The organism is Kitasatospora sp. MMS16-BH015 (genome assembly GCF_002943525.1).
Taxonomy (GTDB): domain Bacteria; phylum Actinomycetota; class Actinomycetes; order Streptomycetales; family Streptomycetaceae; genus Kitasatospora.
Map to the genome: position 1 here is coordinate 6,997,952 of NZ_CP025394.1, position 17,452 is coordinate 7,015,403.

Annotated in this window: 13 protein-coding genes; 10 read left to right on the top strand and 3 right to left on the bottom strand. The window is 72.9% G+C overall.

Translation table 11 applies throughout. The features are described 5' to 3' along the window. Positions 1-28: 28 nt before the first annotated feature. From CFP65_RS29790 to CFP65_RS29830, 9 genes are all read left to right on the top strand, one after another. Positions 29-1,759, top strand: coding sequence for an ATP-binding protein (locus CFP65_RS29790; RefSeq protein ID WP_104819089.1), 1,731 nt, complete (start codon positions 29-31; stop codon positions 1,757-1,759). Positions 1,760-2,065: 306 nt separating this feature from the next. Then, positions 2,066-3,148: a scyllo-inosamine-4-phosphate amidinotransferase gene (locus tag CFP65_RS29795; protein ID WP_104819090.1), complete on the top strand. Its 1,083-nt coding sequence runs from the start codon at positions 2,066-2,068 to the stop codon at positions 3,146-3,148. Between the two features lie 191 nt (positions 3,149-3,339). Further along, on the top strand, positions 3,340-3,861 hold the full coding sequence (locus tag CFP65_RS29800) for a hypothetical protein (RefSeq protein WP_254552637.1): 522 nt from the start codon (positions 3,340-3,342) through the stop codon (positions 3,859-3,861). 343 nt (positions 3,862-4,204) lie between these two features. After that, positions 4,205-4,294: a K(+)-transporting ATPase subunit F gene (gene kdpF, locus CFP65_RS29805; protein WP_104819091.1), complete on the top strand. Its 90-nt coding sequence runs from the start codon at positions 4,205-4,207 to the stop codon at positions 4,292-4,294. A 2-nt stretch (positions 4,295-4,296) separates the two neighbouring features. Next, complete coding sequence (kdpA, locus tag CFP65_RS29810) at positions 4,297-5,958, top strand: potassium-transporting ATPase subunit KdpA (protein ID WP_104819092.1); 1,662 nt, start codon at positions 4,297-4,299, stop codon at positions 5,956-5,958. Then, the gene (kdpB, locus tag CFP65_RS29815; RefSeq protein ID WP_104819093.1) at positions 5,958-8,054 is read left to right on the top strand and encodes a potassium-transporting ATPase subunit KdpB; all 2,097 of its coding nucleotides are present in this window, start codon (positions 5,958-5,960) and stop codon (positions 8,052-8,054) included. The genes kdpA and kdpB overlap by 1 nt, the downstream gene beginning before the upstream one ends. A 13-nt stretch (positions 8,055-8,067) precedes the next feature. Beyond that, the gene (gene kdpC / locus CFP65_RS29820; protein WP_104819094.1) at positions 8,068-8,697 is read left to right on the top strand and encodes a potassium-transporting ATPase subunit KdpC; all 630 of its coding nucleotides are present in this window, start codon (positions 8,068-8,070) and stop codon (positions 8,695-8,697) included. 87 nt (positions 8,698-8,784) lie between these two features. Next, entirely contained in the window at positions 8,785-11,415 is a 2,631-nt protein-coding gene (locus CFP65_RS29825) for an ATP-binding protein (protein WP_104819095.1), read from the top strand. Between the two features lie 293 nt (positions 11,416-11,708). Further along, complete coding sequence (locus CFP65_RS29830) at positions 11,709-13,592, top strand: amino acid transporter (RefSeq protein WP_254553147.1); 1,884 nt, start codon at positions 11,709-11,711, stop codon at positions 13,590-13,592. Positions 13,593-13,660: 68 nt separating this feature from the next. Here the strand turns inward: CFP65_RS29830 and CFP65_RS29835 are convergent, their stop codons facing one another. Beyond that, complete coding sequence (locus CFP65_RS29835) at positions 13,661-14,890, bottom strand: FAD-dependent monooxygenase (RefSeq protein WP_104819097.1); 1,230 nt, start codon at positions 14,888-14,890, stop codon at positions 13,661-13,663. 121 nt (positions 14,891-15,011) lie between these two features. Here CFP65_RS29835 and CFP65_RS29840 point away from each other — a divergent pair, with 121 nt between their 5' ends. Beyond that, positions 15,012-15,563 (top strand): hemerythrin domain-containing protein, encoded by a 552-nt coding sequence (locus CFP65_RS29840; protein WP_104819098.1) that lies wholly within the window; start codon positions 15,012-15,014, stop codon positions 15,561-15,563. On the opposite strand, the gene CFP65_RS29845 is transcribed toward CFP65_RS29840, so the two are convergent. Both CFP65_RS29845 and CFP65_RS29850 read right to left on the bottom strand, forming a co-directional pair. Then, the gene (locus CFP65_RS29845) at positions 15,535-16,566 is read right to left on the bottom strand and encodes a 2-dehydropantoate 2-reductase (protein WP_254552638.1); all 1,032 of its coding nucleotides are present in this window, start codon (positions 16,564-16,566) and stop codon (positions 15,535-15,537) included. The genes CFP65_RS29840 and CFP65_RS29845 overlap by 29 nt on opposite strands. Positions 16,567-16,597: 31 nt before the next feature. Beyond that, on the bottom strand, positions 16,598-17,431 hold the full coding sequence (locus tag CFP65_RS29850) for a class II aldolase/adducin family protein (RefSeq protein ID WP_104819099.1): 834 nt from the start codon (positions 17,429-17,431) through the stop codon (positions 16,598-16,600). Between the last annotated feature and the right edge of the window lie 21 nt (positions 17,432-17,452).

Here is a 17,452-nt window from a genome sequence, read left to right on the forward strand (position 1 = left end):
GACTGCCGCAACGACGAAGGGGGCCACCGTGCCTCGTCGGGAGACTCCACTCGCCCCGGGCGACGCACCGCTGCTGCGGTTCGCCGCCGACCTGCGGGCGCTCCGCGAACGGGCGGGCACCCCGCCCTACCGGCAGCTGGCCGTCCGGGCCCACTGCTCCGCCGCCAGCCTCTCGGTGGCGGCCGGCGGTCGACGGCTGCCCAGCCTGGCCGTCACCCTGGCCTACGTGCAGGCCTGCGGCGGTGACGTGGCCGAGTGGCAGGAGCGCTGGCAGCTGCTCGCCGCCGAGCTCGCGGCCGAACGCGCCAGCCGGGCCCAGGACTTCGGCCGTGCGCCCTACCCCGGCCCGGCCGCCTTCGAACTCGCCGACGCCGCCCGCTTCTTCGGCCGGGAGGCGCTGACCGACCGGCTCGCGGCCCTGGTCGCCGCCCGCCGCCTGGTGGTGGTCACCGGCTCCTCGGGCGCCGGCAAGTCCTCGCTGGTGCGGGCCGGTCTGCTGGCCCGCCTCGCGGCGGACCCGGCACCCCGGGCGTACGCGCTGCTCACGCCAGGGGACCGCCCGATGGAGGCGTGCGCCCCGGTGCTCGACCGGCTCGCGCGGCGGGCCCGCGAACTCGGCGACGCCGAGCCGGTGCTGGTGGTCGACCAGGCCGAGGAGCTGGTGACCCGCTGCCGCGACGCGGGGGAGCGGCGGCGCTTCCTGGACGCCATCGCGGCGGTCACCGGCTGGGCGGATCCCGAAGCGGGCGACGGGGCGGTGGACGGGCTGCGCTGTCGGGTGGTGCTGGTGGTGCGGGCGGACCAGGAGCGGCTGATCGCCGTGCACCAGGCGTTGGCCGTGGCGAGCCGGGGGGCCAGGGTGACGGTCGGCCGTCCGGCGCCCGAGGAGCTGCGGCGGGCGATCGCCGAGCCGGCCCTGCGGGCGGGCTGCACCGTGGAGGGGGCGCTGCACGCCGTGCTGATCGCCGCCGGCGCCCAGCAGCCGGGCGCCCTCCCGCTGCTCTCGGCGGCCCTCCTGGAGACCTGGCGCCGGCGCAGCGGCAACGCGCTGACCCTGGCCGGCTTCCAGGCCACCGGCGGCTTCGAGGGCGCCCTCGCCCGTACCGCCGAATCCCTCTTCGGCGAGTTCTCCGCCGAGGACCGGGCCCGGGCCCGGGCAGTCTTCCTCCGGTTGAGCTGGACCCCCGAGGGCCCGGACCCGGTGACGGCGCCCCCGGGGCGAATCGGGAGCCCCCGTCCGGACCACGGGCGCCCGGTGCCCATCGCCGAGGGGGTGGCGGTGCGGCCGCAGGCGGCGGTCGGGCGGGTGGAGTTCGAGGAGGCCGGGGTGCCGGAGCTGCTGGAACGGCTGACCAGGGCCCGGTTGGTGGTGCTGGACCGGGACACCGTGGAGCTGGCGCATCACGGGCTGCCCACGGCCTGGCCCCGGTTACGGGCCTGGCTGGCCGACGGGCGGCCCGAGCAGGGGGAGGACCGGCGGCTCACCGAGGCCGCCCGGCGCTGGCTGGCGGCCGGCCGGGATCCGGAACTGCTCTACCGGGGAGCCCGGTTGGAGCTGGTCCGGCGGCGGGTGCGGGCCGAGGAGCTGAGCCCGGGCAGCGTGGAGCGGGCCTTCCTGATGGCCGCCGTCCGGGCGGCCGAGGCCGACCGCCGCCGGGCCCGCCGCCAGAGCCTCGCGGTGGCCACCCTGGCGGCCGCCGGTGGCGCCCTGCTGACCCTGGCGGGCGGCCACACCGTCCGCCGGGCGCTGCGCGGTTGAGCCGGTCGCGAGGTGCTCCCGGCCCGGGTTGATCGAGCTCGGGAACGGGCCGGCTGAACAACCTCTCAGGCCCCGGAAGGCCGCTGATCAGCTGCTTGCGCGGGGTGGGGGCGGCCGGTAGCTTGGCCGAAGATCCGAGCGGGACTGACCACCGAACCACCCTGTCCCGCAACGGAGTTCAGCTGCGAGGTCGATCCGACAGCTCGCCGACAGTTCGCCGGCGGCCCGGCCGTGCCGGCCGCCCGAAACCCCACCCACCCTCAGTCGGCGAGTTCGGCCGGCCCGCGTCCGCCCCAAGGGGGAGTCATGTCCGCTTCGGCCCGTCCGGTGCACAGTTGGGACGAATTCAGCACGCTGCGCGAGGTGGTGGTCGGCTCGGCGCTCGGCGCCCGACTGCCCGCGCAGACCGACCCGTCGGCCTGGCTCTCCTGCTACCCGTCCACCCCCGCCGGGGAGTTGGCGGCGATCCCGGTGGGGCCCTACGAGGCGAGGGTGGTGGAGGAGACGGAGGAGGACCTGGCGGTCCTGGCCGAGACCCTCACCGAGCTCGGGGTGACCGTCCGGCGGCCCGAACCGATCGACCACGCGGCCGAGTTCGCCACCCCGCTCTGGCGGGCCGAGGGCGGGTTCCACTCCTACTGCCCGCGCGACCTGAGCCTGGTGGTCGGCGAGACGGTGATCGAGGTGGCCAGCCCGATGCGGGCCCGGTACTTCGAGGTGTTCGGCCTGCGCCCGCTGTTCCAGGAGTACCTGGCCGGGGGTGCCCGCTGGCTCTGCGCCCCGCGCCCCCGGCTGGCCGACGAGCTCTTCGAGTACGACGCCGAGGGCCTGCCGCTGCTCGGCGAGAGCGAGCCCGTCTTCGACGCGGCGAACGTGCTGCGGCTCGGCCGGGACGTGTTCTACCAGGTCTCCCGCAGCGGCAACGAGCTCGGTCTGCGCTGGTTGGAGTCCACCCTCGGTCTGCTCGGCGACCTGCGGCTGCATCCGCTGCGCGGCATCTACGGCTACACCCACATCGACAGCACCATCGCGCTGCTGCGGCCCGGCCTGGTGCTGCTCAACCCGGAGCGGATCAGCCCCGACCGGGTGCCGGCCGCGCTGCGCGGCTGGGACGTGCTCTGGTGCCCGCCCGCCGAGGTGCCGGTCGGCCCGGCGGACGCCCCCGTGCACGCCCTCAGCGAGTCCTGGATCTCGATGAACCTGCTCATGGTCAGCCCCGAGCTGGCCATCGTGGAATCCGGCCAGCCCGCCTTGGTCAAGATGCTGGAGCACGCCGGGATCACCGTAATGCCGCACCGGCTGCGCCACTCCCGGGTGCTCGGCGGCGGCTTCCACTGCGTCACCCTGGACATCCGCCGGGACGGCGGCCTGGAGGACTACCTGGGCTGACCGCCCGCCGCGGGCCACCGAGTTGCGCCGCCCGGGCGGGTCACCACGACCCCACCCGGGCGGCGCACCGCTGTTTCCGGCCGGTCCGTTCGGGGTCGATGGGGTGGCGGGTACCGGTGGGCGCTGTGGGGATAGGGTCTGCGGGAGGTGTGCGAAGCCACGGGACCAGGTGTGCGGCCGGAGGAGATGAGTTGAGCGACAGCGCGTTCCGGGAGCGGAAGCCCGCGGGCGTGCGTCCCCTGGACGGGGGTGAGCTGGCGGCTCGCTGGTGGAAGTGGGCGCTCTCCGCCCCGGCCGAGAGCTGTCCGGTGCGGGACACCACCGGCAGACACGCCCAGTGGCGCCAGCCCTCCGACGTCTGGTTCCTGGCCGGCACCTACGGCGGCCGCGTGGTGCGCCGCTGCCAGATCCCCTCCGGCCGCCCGGTCTTCTTCCCGGTGATCAACAGCGCCCGCTCCGCGCTCGGCCTCTCCGGCCGCCCCATCCAGGTGGCCGTCTCCTCCGCCGCCGCCGATCTGAACGGCGTGCCGCTGGAGATGTACGAGTACTCCACCAGGCGGTTCTGGGCGGTCGGCCGCCCCCGGGTGGCCTGGGGCCTGTGGAGCGCGCTCTCCCCGCTCACTCCCGGCCAGTACGTGCTCACCATCCGGGCCACCTCGGGCACCTTCCTGGTCGACACCACCTACCACCTGGACGTCGTCCCCACCCTCTAGGGCAGCCCTGGCGCGGGCCGCGCGTCAAGAGCGCGTCAAGGAACCGCAGGGGTCCGTATGGAGGCCGTCAGGGACGGCTTCACGCCGCTGACCGGCTGATTTGCTGCTTGTGCCGGTCCTCCGCCGGTGTCGTACGAGCCCTGCGGGCCCGATACGGCCAGGTACTCGAAGCGCGTTGGTGGAGCCATGCTCGATCTCGTTTTCGTCGGTGTCACGGTCGCCGTGTTCGCCGTCATCGCCCTGATCGCCAGGGGGGTGGAGAAGCTGTGAGTGAGCGTAGCGAACGAACCGTCCAGAGCTGCGCGTTGCGCGAAGCGCTCGCCGAGCGAAGCGAGGAGGGCGCATGAGCGCCGAGAACATCGCAGGTCTCATCGTCGCCGTCGCGCTCATCGGCTACCTCGTCGTGGCGCTGATCCACCCGGAGAAGTTCTGATCATGAGTTCCACTCTTGCCGGGTGGCTCCAGGCCCTCGCCCTGGTGGGTGCGCTGGCCCTGTGCTACCGCCCGCTCGGCGACTACATAGCCCACCTGCTCACCTCCGCCAGACACCTCCGAGTCGAGCGCGGCCTCTACAAGCTGGCCGGGGTCGACGGTGACGCCGACCAGCGCTGGCCGGTCTACCTCCGCTCGGTGCTGGCCTTCTCCGCCGTCTCCGTGCTCTTCCTCTACGGCCTGATCCGGCTCCAGACCCACCTGCTGCTCAGCCTCGGCGTGCCGCAGATGGAGCCGCACCAGGCTTGGAACACCGCGATCTCCTTCGTCACCAACACCAACTGGCAGTCCTATGCCGGTGAGTCGGCCATGGGCCACCTGGTGCAGATGGCCGGCCTGGCGGTGCAGAACTTCGTCTCCGCGGCCGTCGGCATCGCCATCGTGGCCGCCCTGATCCGGGGCTTCACTCGCAACCGCACGGACCGGGTCGGCAACTTCTGGGTCGACCTGACCAGGATCAGCCTGCGCCTGCTGCTGCCGCTCTCCGTCGTCTTCGCGCTGGTGCTGGTGGCCAACGGCGTGGTGCAGAACTTCCACGGCTTTCACGACCTGACCACCGTCACCGGCTCCACCCAGTCGATCCCCGGTGGCCCGGTGGCCTCGCAGGAGGTCATCAAGGAGCTGGGCACCAACGGCGGCGGCTTCTTCAACGCCAACTCGGCCCACCCGTTCGAGAACCCGACGGGCTTCACCAACTGGCTGGAGATCTTCCTGCTGCTGGTGATCTCCTTCTCGCTGCCGCGCACCTTCGGCAAGATGGTCGGCGACCACCGCCAGGGCTACGCGATCGTGGCCGTGATGGGCCTGTTCTGGGTGGCCTCGGCCGCGCTGATCACCTTCTTCGAGCACCAGCACGCGGGCAGCGCGCTGAACGCGGCCGGCGCCTCGATGGAGGGCAAGGAGCAGCGCTTCGGCATCGCGGCCAGCTCGCTCTTCGCCGCCTCCACCACGCTCACCTCCACCGGCGCGGTGAACAGCATGCACGACTCGTACACCCCGGGCGGCGGCGGTCTGACGATCTTCGACATGATGCTCGGCGAGATCGCCCCCGGCGGCACCGGTTCGGGCCTGTACGGGATGCTGATCCTGGCGATCGTCGCGGTCTTCGTGGCGGGCCTGATGGTCGGCCGGACCCCGGAGTACCTGGGCAAGAAGCTCGGCGGCCGGGAGATGAAGTTCGCCTCGCTCTACATCCTGACCACCCCCACCCTGGTGCTGATCGGCACCGGTGTCGCGATCGCCCTGCCGGGCGAGCGGGCGGGGATGCTCAACTCGGGTGCGCACGGCTTCTCCGAGGTGCTCTACGCCTTCACCTCGGCGGCCAACAACAACGGGTCGGCGTTCGGCGGCATCACCGTCAACACGTCCTGGTACGACACCGCGCTGGGCCTGGCCATGGTGCTGGGGCGCTTCCTGCCGATGGTGTTCGTCCTCGCGCTGGCGGGCTCGCTCGCCAGGCAGCAGCCCGTCCCCGCCACCCCGGGCACCCTGCCCACCCACAAGCCGCTGTTCGTCGGCCTGCTGTCGGGCGTCGTCCTGATCGTCGTCGGCCTCACCTACTTCCCGGCTCTCGCTCTCGGGCCGATCGCGGAAGGTCTGCACTGATGTCCACCACGCTCGCTCCCGCCCCGGTCGAAGAGGCCCCGGCCACTCCGCACAGAGTCCAAGGCGGCCTGCTCGACCCGAAGTTGATCCTGGCCTCGCTGCCGGACGCGGTGAAGAAGCTCGACCCCCGGGTGATGGTCAAGAACCCGGTGATGTTCGTGGTCGAGGTCGGCTCGGTGGTCACCACGATCGCCGCCATCGCCAGCCCGTCCGTGTTCGCCTGGTCGATCACCGTCTGGCTCTGGCTCACCACGGTCTTCGCCAACCTGGCCGAGGCGGTGGCCGAGGGCCGCGGCAAGGCCCAGGCCGACACGCTGCGCAAGGCCAAGACCGAGAGCGTCGCCCGCCGACTCGTCAACTGGCCGAGCAGCGAGGCCGAGGAGGAGGTGCCCGGCACCGCGCTGCGCCTCGGTGACCACGTGGTGGTCGAGGCCGGGCAGACCATCCCCGGCGACGGTGACGTGGTCGAGGGCGTCGCCTCGGTGGACGAGTCGGCGATCACGGGTGAGTCCGCGCCGGTGATCCGTGAGTCGGGTGGCGACCGGTCGGCCGTCACCGGCGGCACGAAGGTGCTGTCGGACCGGATCGTGGTGAGGATCGCGACCGAGCCCGGCAAGTCCTTCATCGACCGGATGATCGCGCTGGTCGAGGGCGCGGCCCGGCAGAAGACGCCGAACGAGATCGCGCTCAACATCCTGCTGGCCTCGCTGACCATCGTCTTCCTGGTCGCGGTGGTGACGCTGCAGCCGATGGCGACCTTCGCGGGTGCGCCGCAGACGATGATCGTGCTGGTGGCGCTGATCGTCGCGCTGATCCCCACCACGATCGGGGCGCTGCTCTCGGCGATCGGCATCGCGGGCATGGACCGGCTGGTGCAGCGCAACGTGCTGGCGATGTCGGGGCGCGCGGTGGAGGCGGCGGGCGACGTCAACACGCTGCTGCTGGACAAGACCGGCACCATCACCCTCGGTAACCGTCAGGCCGCCGAGTTCCGGCCCGCAGAAGGCGTCACCGTGTCCGATCTGGCCGATGCCGCCCAGCTGTCCAGCCTCGCCGACGAGACGCCCGAGGGCCGCTCGATCGTCGTGCTCGCCAAGACCGAGTACGGTCTGCGGGCCCGCGCCCAGGGTGAGTTGGCGCACGCCACCTGGGTCCCGTTCACGGCCCAGACTCGGATGTCCGGGGTGGACGTGGACGGCACCCAGGTCCGGAAGGGCGCTGCCGCCTCGGCGGCCAACTGGGTGACGGAGCACGGTGGTTCGGTCGGCGTCGATGTCGCGACGCTGGTCGACGGCATCTCGGCGGCCGGCGGTACGCCGCTGGTGGTGGCCACCAAGGCCGGTGCCGCGCCCGCCCAGGTGCTCGGGGTGATCTACCTCAAGGACGTGGTCAAGGAGGGCATGCGGGAGCGGTTCGACGAGTTGCGCCGGATGGGCATCAAGACCGTCATGATCACGGGTGACAACCCGCTGACCGCCAAGGCGATCGCGGAGGAGGCGGGCGTGGACGACTTCCTCGCCGAGGCCACCCCCGAGGACAAGATGGCCCTGATCAAGAAGGAGCAGGAGGGCGGCAAGCTGGTCGCGATGACCGGTGACGGCACCAACGACGCCCCCGCGCTCGCTCAGGCCGACGTGGGCGTGGCGATGAACACGGGCACCATGGCGGCCAAGGAGGCCGGCAACATGGTCGACCTGGACTCCAACCCCACCAAGCTGATCGAGATCGTCGAGATCGGCAAGCAACTCCTGATCACCCGTGGGGCGTTGACCACCTTCTCGATCGCCAACGACGTGGCCAAGTACTTCGCGATCATCCCCGCGATGTTCGCCACCGTCTACCCGGGCCTGCGCCACCTCAACATCATGGGCCTGCACAGCCCGCAGTCCGCGATCACCTCGGCGATCATCTTCAACGCCCTGGTCATCATCGGCCTGATCCCGCTCGCCCTGCGCGGCGTCAAGTACCGCCCCTCCGACGCCAGTTCGCTGCTGACCCGGAACATCCTGGTTTACGGCCTGGGCGGTCTGATCGTCCCGTTCGTCGGGATCAAGGCGATCGACCTGATCGTCCAGTTCATCCCCGGCCTGAGCTGAAAGGAGTCACGACATGTCCAAGCCTCTGCCCGCCGTCGTGCGGACGTACTCCACCGCCTTGCGGATGCTGCTGGTGATGACGGTGATCCTGGGGATCGCCTACCCGCTGCTGGTCACCGGCGTCAGCCAGGTCGCCTTCGCCGACAAGGCGAACGGCTCGATCGTGCAGTCCGAGGGCAAGGAGGTCGGCTCCAGCCTGCTGGGCCAGAGCTACGACCTGCCGAAGAAGAACCCCGACGACCCGAAGGAGGAGGCGCAGCCGGACCCGCAGTGGTTCCAGCCCCGGCCCTCGGCCGCGAACTACGACCCGCACGGCTCGGCCGCCTCCAACCTCGGCCCCAACAGTGACGATCTGCTGAAGGCCGTGAACGACCGCCGTGCCGCGGTCGCCGCCTTCGACGGGGTCGATCCGGCGAGCGTGCCGCCGGACGCGCTGACGGCCTCCGGTTCCGGGCTTGACCCGCACATCTCCCTCGCCTATGCGCAGGAGCAGGTGGCCCGGGTGGCCAAGGCTCGCCACCTGTCCGCCGACGCGGTGGCCAAGCTGGTCGAGAAGTACACCGAGGGCCGTTCGGTCGGTTTCCTCGGCCAGGCCGGCGTCAACGTGGTGCTGCTCAACAAGGCGTTGAGCGAGCAGAGGTGACGCACCGTCACTGACTGGCAGCCCGGGTGCGCGCGCACCCGGGCCGCCCGCGTACCCTGGACCACTGACCACCGGAGAGCAGCCCGCATGTTCCACGACCGCCCCGCCCGCGCCGGCCGGCTGCGGGTGTACCTCGGCTCCGCCCCGGGCGTCGGCAAGACGTACCGGATGCTGGACGAGGCCCGTCGCCGCCAGGAGCGCGGCGGGGAGGTGGTGGTCGGCTACCTGGAGTGCCACGGCCGCCGGCACACCGAGGCGATGGTGGCCGGTCTGGAGGTGCTGCCCCGGGTCACCCGCACCTACCGGGGCACCGAGTTCCAGGAGATGGACCTGGACGGGCTGCTGGCCCGCCGCCCCGCCGTGGCGCTGGTGGACGAGTTGGCGCACACCAACATCCCCGGCGGTCGGCACGCCAAGCGGTGGCAGGACGTGGAGGAGCTGCTGGCGGCCGGGATCGACGTGATCACGACCGTCAACGTCCAGCACCTGGAGTCGCTGAACGACGTGGTGCAAAAGATCACCGGTATCCCGCAGCGGGAGACCGTGCCGGACGAGGTGGTGCGCCGGGCCGACCAGCTCGAACTGGTCGACATGGCCCCGCAGGCACTGCGCCGCCGGATGGCCCACGGGAACGTCTACAAGGCCGAGAAGGTGGACGCCGCGCTCTCCAACTACTTCCGGGTCGGCAACCTGACCGCCCTGCGCGAGCTCGCCCTGCTCTGGGTCGCCGGGCGGGTGGACGAGGGCCTGCGCGACTACCGGGCCGCGCACGACATCGACCGGGTCTGGGAGACCCGCGAACGGGTGGTGGTCGCCCTGACCGGCGGGCCCGAGGGCGAGACCATCGTCCGCCGGGCCGCCCGGATCGCCGACCGCACGGCGGGCGGCGAACTGCTGGCCGTGCACGTCGCGCGCAGCGACGGCCTGGCCGGCGCCTCCCCGGGCGCGCTGGCCGAGCAGCGGCAACTGGTCGAGACCCTCGGCGGCAGCTACCACGTGGTGGTCGGCGACGACATCCCCACCTCGCTGCTCGCCTTCGCCCGGGCCCACCATGCGACCCAGTTGGTGCTCGGCACCAGCCGCCGCGGCCGGCTCAGCCGGTTCCTCACCGGCCCCGGCATCGGCGAGACCACGGTGGACCGTTCCGAGGACATCGACGTCCACATGGTCACCCACGAGTTCACCGGCCGGGGCCGGCTGCCCGCCCTCGGCCGCCGCCACTCGCGCCGCCGCACCGCCGCCGGCTTCGCGGCGGGCCTGGCGCTGCCCGGGCTGCTCACCGCCGTGCTCTCCCAGTCCAGCCACAACCTCAACCTGACCACCGTCGCGCTGATCTTCCAGCTCGGCGTGGTCGCGGTGGCCCTGCTCGGCGGCGCGCTCTCGGCGCTGCTCGCCTCGCTCACGGCCTCGCTGCTGCTGAACTACTACTTCATCCCGCCGGTGCACACCTTCACCATCGGCGAGCCCAACAACGTGATCGCGCTGGCGGTCTTCGCGGCGGTGGCACTCACCGTCTCCACCGTGGTCGACCGGGCCGCCCGCCAGACCGCCCGGGCCGCCCGCGCCACCGCCGAGGCCGAGACCCTCTCCACCCTGGCCGGCAGCGTGCTGCGCGGCGCGGAGGCGCTGCCCGCCCTGCTGGAGAAGTCCCGTACGGCCTTCGGCATGCGCTCGGTCGCCCTGCTCGACCGCACCAGCGGCGAGGTGCTGGCCCGCAGCGACGCCCCGCCCCCGCAGCCCGGCGCCGCCCAGCCCGCAAGCACCACCCCCGACACCACCCCCGAGTGCACCACCCCCGAAAGCACCACCCCCGAGTTCACCAGCGAACTCCCGGTCGGCGAGCGCGCCCTGCTGGTGCTCCACGGCCGCCGCCTCCCCGCCGCAGACCAGCGCGTGCTGGCCGCCTTCGCCGCGCACGTCGGCGCCGCCCTCGAACGGGACCGGCTGGCCACCGTGGCCGCCGAGGTGGAGCCGATCAAGGCCGCCGACCGGATGCGCACCGCCCTGCTGGCCGCCGTCAGCCACGACCTGCGCACCCCACTGGCCGCCGCCCTCGCCTCGATCGGGTCGCTGCGCAGCCCCGAGGTGGAGTTCTCGCCCGAGGACCAGGCCGAACTCCTCGACCTGGCCGACCAGTCGCTGGTGAAGCTGGCCCGGCTGGTGGACAACCTGCTCGACATGAGCCGCCTCCAGGCCGGGGCCCTCACCCTGCACCTGGCCCCCACCGCGCTGGAGGACGTGCTGCTCCGCGCGGTCGACTCGCTGCCCCACCCGTCGCCCCCCGACACCCTTGCTCGAGACGCTTCGCGTCACCCCGCGTTCTCCGCAGCCCGCGTCCAGCCGCTCGACCTGGACACCGCCCCGCCCGTGCTCGCCGACGGCCCGCTGCTGGAGCGGGTGCTGGCCAACGTGATCACCAACGCGCTGCGCCACAACGCCCCCGGCGCCCCCGTCCTGGTCACGGCCGGCCGGCACGCCGACCGGGTCGAGGTGCGGGTGGTCGACCGGGGGCCCGGCATCGCCCCGGCCGACCGCGACCGGGTCTTCCTCCCGTTCCAGCGGCTCGGCGACACCGACAACACCACCGGCGTGGGCCTCGGCCTCGCCCTCTCCCGCGGCCTGGCCGAGGCCATGGGCGGCTCGCTGGAGGTCGAGGACACCCCCGGCGGCGGCACCACCATGCTGCTCACCCTCCCGGCTGCCGAGACCCCGCGTTAGAGAAGCGTCAAGACTCCGCCGGGGGCAGGGCCCCGGGGGTGCGTCCACGAAGGAGGCGGAGGCCAGGCACCGCAAGGGTTGTTCGAACAGAGAGGTGGCTCCGTGCGGGTGTGGTGCCCGGCGGGGTGCCGGGGTTGCCAAGTACCGGTCACATAGTCTGACCTGGCCGTCCGTCTGACGGTGGCGCAGTTCGGATCTTTGACGGGAGTTTCACGGTGGCCGCTTCAGTTACGGCCGAGAAGGGCGACAGACGGCAGCGCTTGCGCGCGTGGCTGCTGGAGGGCCTGTCCGACATGGCCAAGCAGCACCCGGGCCCGCACGTCCAGGCCCCGACCGAGCACAAGGGCCAGCGCTGGTGGAAGGTCATGTGCCTCACCGGCGTCGACTACTTCTCCACCCTCGGCTACCAGCCCGGCATCGCGGCCCTCGCGGCCGGCCTGCTCTCGCCGATCGCCACCATCGTGCTGGTCGCCGTCACCCTGCTCGGCGCGCTCCCGGTCTACCGTCGGGTCGCCCAGGAGAGCCCGCACGGCGAGGGTTCGATCGCGATGCTGGAGCGGCTGCTCTCGTTCTGGAAGGGCAAGCTCTTCGTGCTGGCCCTGCTGGGCTTCGCGGCCACCGACTTCCTGATCACCATCACCCTCTCCGCGGCCGACGCCACCGCCCACCTGGTGGAGAACCCGCACCTGACCAGCACCCTGGGCGGCCACCAGGTACTGATCACGCTGCTGCTGGTCGCCCTGCTCGGCGGCGTCTTCCTCAAGGGCTTCAGCGAGGCGATCGGCATCGCCGTCGGCCTGGTCGCGGTCTACCTCGCCCTCAACGTGGTCGTGGTCGCGGTGGGCCTCTACCACGTGATCAGCGCGCCCCACGTGATCACCGACTGGTCCAGCGCGCTCACCGCCCAGCACGGCAACCCGATCCTGATGGTCGGCGTGGCCCTGGTGGTCTTCCCCAAGCTCGCGCTCGGCCTCTCCGGCTTCGAGACCGGCGTCGCCGTGATGCCGCACATCGAGGGTGAGGAGGGCGACACCGAGGAGAAGCCCGCCGGCCGGATCAAGGGCGCCCGCAAGCTGCTGACGACCTCCGCCGTGATCATGAGCGTCTTCCTGATCGCCACCAGCTTCATCACCACGCTGCTCATCCCGGCCGACGAGTTCAAGGCCGGCGGCCAGGCCAACGGCCGCGCCCTGGCCTTCCTCGCCCACCAGTACCTCGGTGGCGCCTTCGGCAGCGTCTACGACCTCTCCACCATCGTCATCCTCTGGTTCGCCGGCGCCTCCGCGATGGCCGGGATGCTCAATCTGATGCCCCGCTACCTTCCGCGCTACGGCATGGCCCCGCACTGGGCCCGCGCCGTCCGCCCGATGGTGCTGGTGCTCACCATGATCGCCTTCCTGGTCACCTGGCTGTTCGACGCCAACGTGGACGCCCAGGGCGGCGCGTACGCCACCGGTGTGCTGGTGCTGATCACCTCGGCCGCCATCGCGGTGACCATCGCCGCCCACAAGGCCGGCCAGCGCAACTGGACCATCGGCTTCGGCGTGATCGCCCTGGTCTTCTGCTACACCACCGTGGTCAACGTGGCCGAGCGCCCGGACGGCGTGAAGATCGGTGGCTGCTTCATCGCCGGCATCGTGCTCATCTCGCTGCTCTCCCGGCTGGCCCGCGCCTTCGAACTGCGCGTCACCAGCGTGGAGCTGGACGAGGTGGCGGCCCGGTTCGTCCGGGACACCTCGCACCGCACCATCCGCCTGATCGCCAACGAGCCCAACAGCCGCGACCTCACCGAGTACCGCGACAAGCTGCACCAGATCCGGGCCGACAACGGCATCCCGCCCGAGGACGACCTGGTCTTCGTCGAGGTCACCGTCCGCGACGCCTCCGACTTCGAGGCCGAGCTGAAGGTCCGCGGCGAGGTGCTGCACGACCGGTACCGGGTGCTCACCCTGGAGCACTCCAGCGTGCCGAACGCGCTGGCCGCGATACTGCTGCACGTCCGCGACGAGACCGGCCAGCAGCCGCACATCTACTTCGAGTGGACCGAGGGCAACCCCTTCGCCCAGTTCCTCCGGTTCTTCCTCTTCGGCCAGGGCGAGGTCGCCCCGGTCACCCGCGAGGTGCTCCGCGAGGCCGAGCCCGACCGGGCCCGCCGCCCGCGCGTGCACGTCGGCTGACGCTCCCCGAGCCGCGAACGGCCCGTCCCCTCACCCGGGGACGGGCCGTTCCCGTTCCTGCCGCCGTGTCAGCTCTGGCGGCCGAGCGCGTGCCCGCCGAAGCCGCCCTTGCCGTCGGCCGCCCGCCACCAGCGGTCGATCGCGTCCTGGTCCATGCTCGGCCAGTCCGGCGTCTCGGTCACCTGGGCCCGGCCGAGGCTGCGCCCCAGCGCCTTGGTCGCGTGCCCGACCGGTGTCCGCTCGGCGCTGTACGCCGCCAGCGCCTCGTCGATCGACTCGTGGGTGCGCAGCGCCCGCTCCAGCGCCGCCGCGTCCTGCACCGCCTTGATCGCCCCGCTGCCGGTGTTCGGCCGGGCGATCGAGGCGGCGTCCCCGAGCAGCGCGAGCCGCCCCTCGGCGAACCGCTCCACCGCCATGTCGTACATCGGCTGGACGAAGGTGTTCTCCACCGGCGTGCGGCGCATCACCTCCTGCCAGTACGGCGGGAAGTACGCGTCCACCAGCTCCTGCTGGTACGCCACCAGGTCCTCGGTGATCGCCCGGGGGTGGGTGGTGGTCGGGTCGACGAACCGCTCCCCGGCCGCCGCCGGCGGCACGGCGTAGAACACCCAGTTCACGTCCGTGCCCACCCCGCCCGGCCCCGGGATCCGGTAGACGATCATGTGCCCCTGCGGGAAGGCCACGGTCAGCGCGTCGTGCTCGGGGAAGGCCGGCTGCGGGCCGTCCCCCGGCTCCGGCAGCGTCTCGGCCGGCAGCGTGCCGCGCCAGGCCACGTACCCGCCGTACTCCGCCTGGGTGCCCGGGTGGATCGCGGCCCGCACGATCGACCGGTAGCCGTCCGCCCCGATCACCAGGTCGAAGTGCTCCCGGCTGCCGTCCGGCAGCAGCAGCGAGACCCCGTCCGCCTCGGCCCGCACCCCGGCCACGGTCACGCCAGTCCGGTAGTCCACCCCCTCGGGGATCCGGCTGCGCAGCTCCTGCCAGAGGTTGCCCCAGTTGTACGAGCGGAACGGGAACGGCAGCGCGCCGATCTCCCGCCCGGCCCACCGCTCCCCGTCCCGCACCACCCACGGCCGCCGCGCTATCCGCGCCCAGGGCATCGTCGCGTCCAGGTACCCGGCCTGCTCCAGCTCCGCGTAGCGGTCGGTGTGCAGCGCCAGCCCCACCCCGCGGTCCTGCAGCCGCCCCTCGGCCCGCTCGAACACCACCACCTCGGTGGCACCCGTCCGCGCTGCGGCGAGCGCGGCCGAACACCCCGCGATGCTCCCGCCCACCACGGCGACCCGTCCTCCACGCACGTCCGACCCCTCTCGATGCCCTTCACCCCCGCGGCCTGCCCGCGCGCACCGATTATGACCGGAAACCGCACCTCGTTAGGTCGGCTGACGGCACGTCGGCCCACGCGTACGGTGGAACGCGATGACACCCACCGACGATCACGCCGACGACCGCACCACCGACCGCACGCCATCCCGGGCCACGTCCCGGACCCGCCTCAACGCCCTCGGCGCCGAGCTGCACGCGATCCACCGCGGCCTGCGCGCCGAGCTCACCCGGCTGCGCACCGAAGTCGCCGCCCACCTGGCCGGCCACGGCCCCCGCCCGCGCGAGCTCCGGGCCCACTGCCTGGCCTTCTGCGCCGCCCTCACCACCCACCACACCGGCGAGGACGCCGGCGCCTTCCCGGCCCTGGCCGCCGCCCACCCCGAGCTCCGCCCGGTGATCGCCAAGCTGACCGAGGACCACGGCCTGATCGCCGGGATCCTGCGCTCGCTCGACCAGCTGCTCACCGGCCTCCCGGACCATCCGACCCCGGCCGAGGCCACCCGGATCCAGGGCGAACTCGACGGCCTGGCCGCGATCCTCGAATCCCACTTCGGCTTCGAGGAACGCCGGATCACCGCCGCCCTGGACGCCCTCCCGGCCTCCGCCGGCACCCCGGTCACCCTGCTGGGGGCACCACCTGGCTAGCGGCCTTCAGCTCGGCCAGCAGCGCCGGGCCCGACCAGGGCTCGCGCGCGCCGCGCTCGGCGGCCCGGACCAGCTCCACCAGCCGGGCGTTGGCGGGGGCGGTCAGCCCGTGGGCCGCGGCCAGGGCGACGACCTCGCCCTGCAGTGAGTCGATCTCGGTCGGCCGACCGCGCTGCAGGTCCTCCCACATCGAGGAGCGCGCCTGGGCGTCGATCCGCAGGGTCGCCCCCGCCAGCCGTCGGAACACCCCGTCCGGCAGCCCCAGCACCGCGGGCAGCCGCGCCGGTGGTACCGGTCCGAGCCGGGCCGGCACCACCCCCGCCCGCCGGAAGGCCGCCAGGCCCTCCCGCTGACAGAGCGCCAGGCACCGCCGGTAGGCCCGCTGCCCGAGCTGCTCGCGCAGCGGCAGGTCGGAGAGCGCGTTGACCGCGTTGTTGAGGTTGAGCAGCAGCTTGGCCGCCTGGATCCCGCGCATGTCCGGGTGCGCCGCGAGCTCCAGCCCGGCGGCCCGCCCGAGCGCCACGAACCCGTCCGCCGCCGGCGCCGCCTCCACCAGCACCTGCCCGCCACTGCCCTGGTGCACGGCGGCCGGCCCGGTCCGCACCACGTTGTACGGCACCATCCCGGCCAGCACCCGGTGCCCCGGCAGCCCGGCCCGCAGCACCGCCGCGTTGTGCAGCCCGTTCTGGAAGCTGATCACCACCGCCCCGGACGCCAGGTGCGGCGCCAGCTCCCGCGCCGCCTGCGCCGTGTCCGCCGACTTCACGGTGACCAGCACGTAGGCCGCACCCGCCACCCCGGCCGGCCCGGTGGCCAGCCGGAGCGCCCGCCGCACCTGCGGCCCGCCGCCCCCACCGGTCAGGGTCAGCCCGTGCTCCTCGATCGCCGCCATCGCCGCCGGCCGCCCGATCAGCGTCACCTCGGCCACGGCGCCGAGCGCACCGCCGAGGTGACAGCCGATGCTCCCGGCCCCGAACACGGCGATCCTCGGCCGCTCACTCACGCCCCACTCCTTCGCTCGGATCGCTCTGTGCTCAGTCGAACAGGTCCGGGTCCGAGGCGGTGATCTGGTCCCAGAGCGGCCGGGCCTGGAACCAGCCCGCCAGGTGACTGCCCAACTGCCCACGGGTGAGCAGCGCCGTCTCCCGGTCGATCAGCTTCGGCGTGCCCGCCGCCATCGCGAGCAGCTGCGCCTGGCAGGACCGCTCCATCGTGACGAACCACCAGACCGCCTCGGCCACCGACTGGCCGACCGTGAGCAGCCCGTGGTTCTGCAGGATCACCGCCTTGCCGCCGCCGAGCGCCCCGGCGATCCGCTTGCCCTCCTCGACCTCGTTCACCACGCCCCGGTAGTCGCTGTACACCGCGTGGTCCTCGAAGAACGCGCAGGCGTCCTGGGTGATCGGGTCCAGCGGGATGCCGAGGCTGGAGAACGCCTTCCCGTACAGCGAGTGCGAGTGCGCGGCGGCCACCGCGTCCGGCCGGGCCGCGTGCACCTGGGAGTGGATGACGAAGGCGGCCCGGTTCACCGGCCGGTTGCCGTGCAGCAGCGTGCCCTCGTGGTCGACCAGGATCAGGTCCGAGGCCTTGATCTGGTTGAAGCTCATCCCGAACGGGTTCACCCAGAACCGGTCCGGGTACTCGGGATCGCGCACGGTGATGTGCCCCGCCACCCCCTCGGAGAAGCCGAACCGCCCGAACAGCCGGAACCCGGCCGCCAGCTGCTCCTTCCGGTACTGCCGCTCGGCCTCGACGGAGTCGAAGGTCGGCGGCATCGGCACGGTGACGTTCGCGGGCACCGGCCCGACGGCCCCCGCCAGCGCGGGGTCCAGGGCCTGGGCGTCGGTGGGCGGGGGAGTGGCGGTCATGGCGAGCCTCCTGGCAGCGGT

Coding starts and splice junctions, on each gene's coding strand:
- kdpC (WP_104819094.1), top strand. CDS start 8,068: ATGTCCAAGCCTCTGCCCGCCGTCGTGCGGACGTACTCCACCGCCTTG.
- CFP65_RS29850 (WP_104819099.1), bottom strand. CDS start 17,431: ATGACCGCCACTCCCCCGCCCACCGACGCCCAGGCCCTGGACCCCGCG.
- kdpF (WP_104819091.1), top strand. CDS start 4,205: ATGAGCGCCGAGAACATCGCAGGTCTCATCGTCGCCGTCGCGCTCATC.
- CFP65_RS29840 (WP_104819098.1), top strand. CDS start 15,012: ATGACACCCACCGACGATCACGCCGACGACCGCACCACCGACCGCACG.
- kdpA (WP_104819092.1), top strand. CDS start 4,297: ATGAGTTCCACTCTTGCCGGGTGGCTCCAGGCCCTCGCCCTGGTGGGT.
- kdpB (WP_104819093.1), top strand. CDS start 5,958: ATGTCCACCACGCTCGCTCCCGCCCCGGTCGAAGAGGCCCCGGCCACT.
- CFP65_RS29795 (WP_104819090.1), top strand. CDS start 2,066: ATGTCCGCTTCGGCCCGTCCGGTGCACAGTTGGGACGAATTCAGCACG.
- CFP65_RS29830 (WP_254553147.1), top strand. CDS start 11,709: ATGGCCAAGCAGCACCCGGGCCCGCACGTCCAGGCCCCGACCGAGCAC.
- CFP65_RS29825 (WP_104819095.1), top strand. CDS start 8,785: ATGTTCCACGACCGCCCCGCCCGCGCCGGCCGGCTGCGGGTGTACCTC.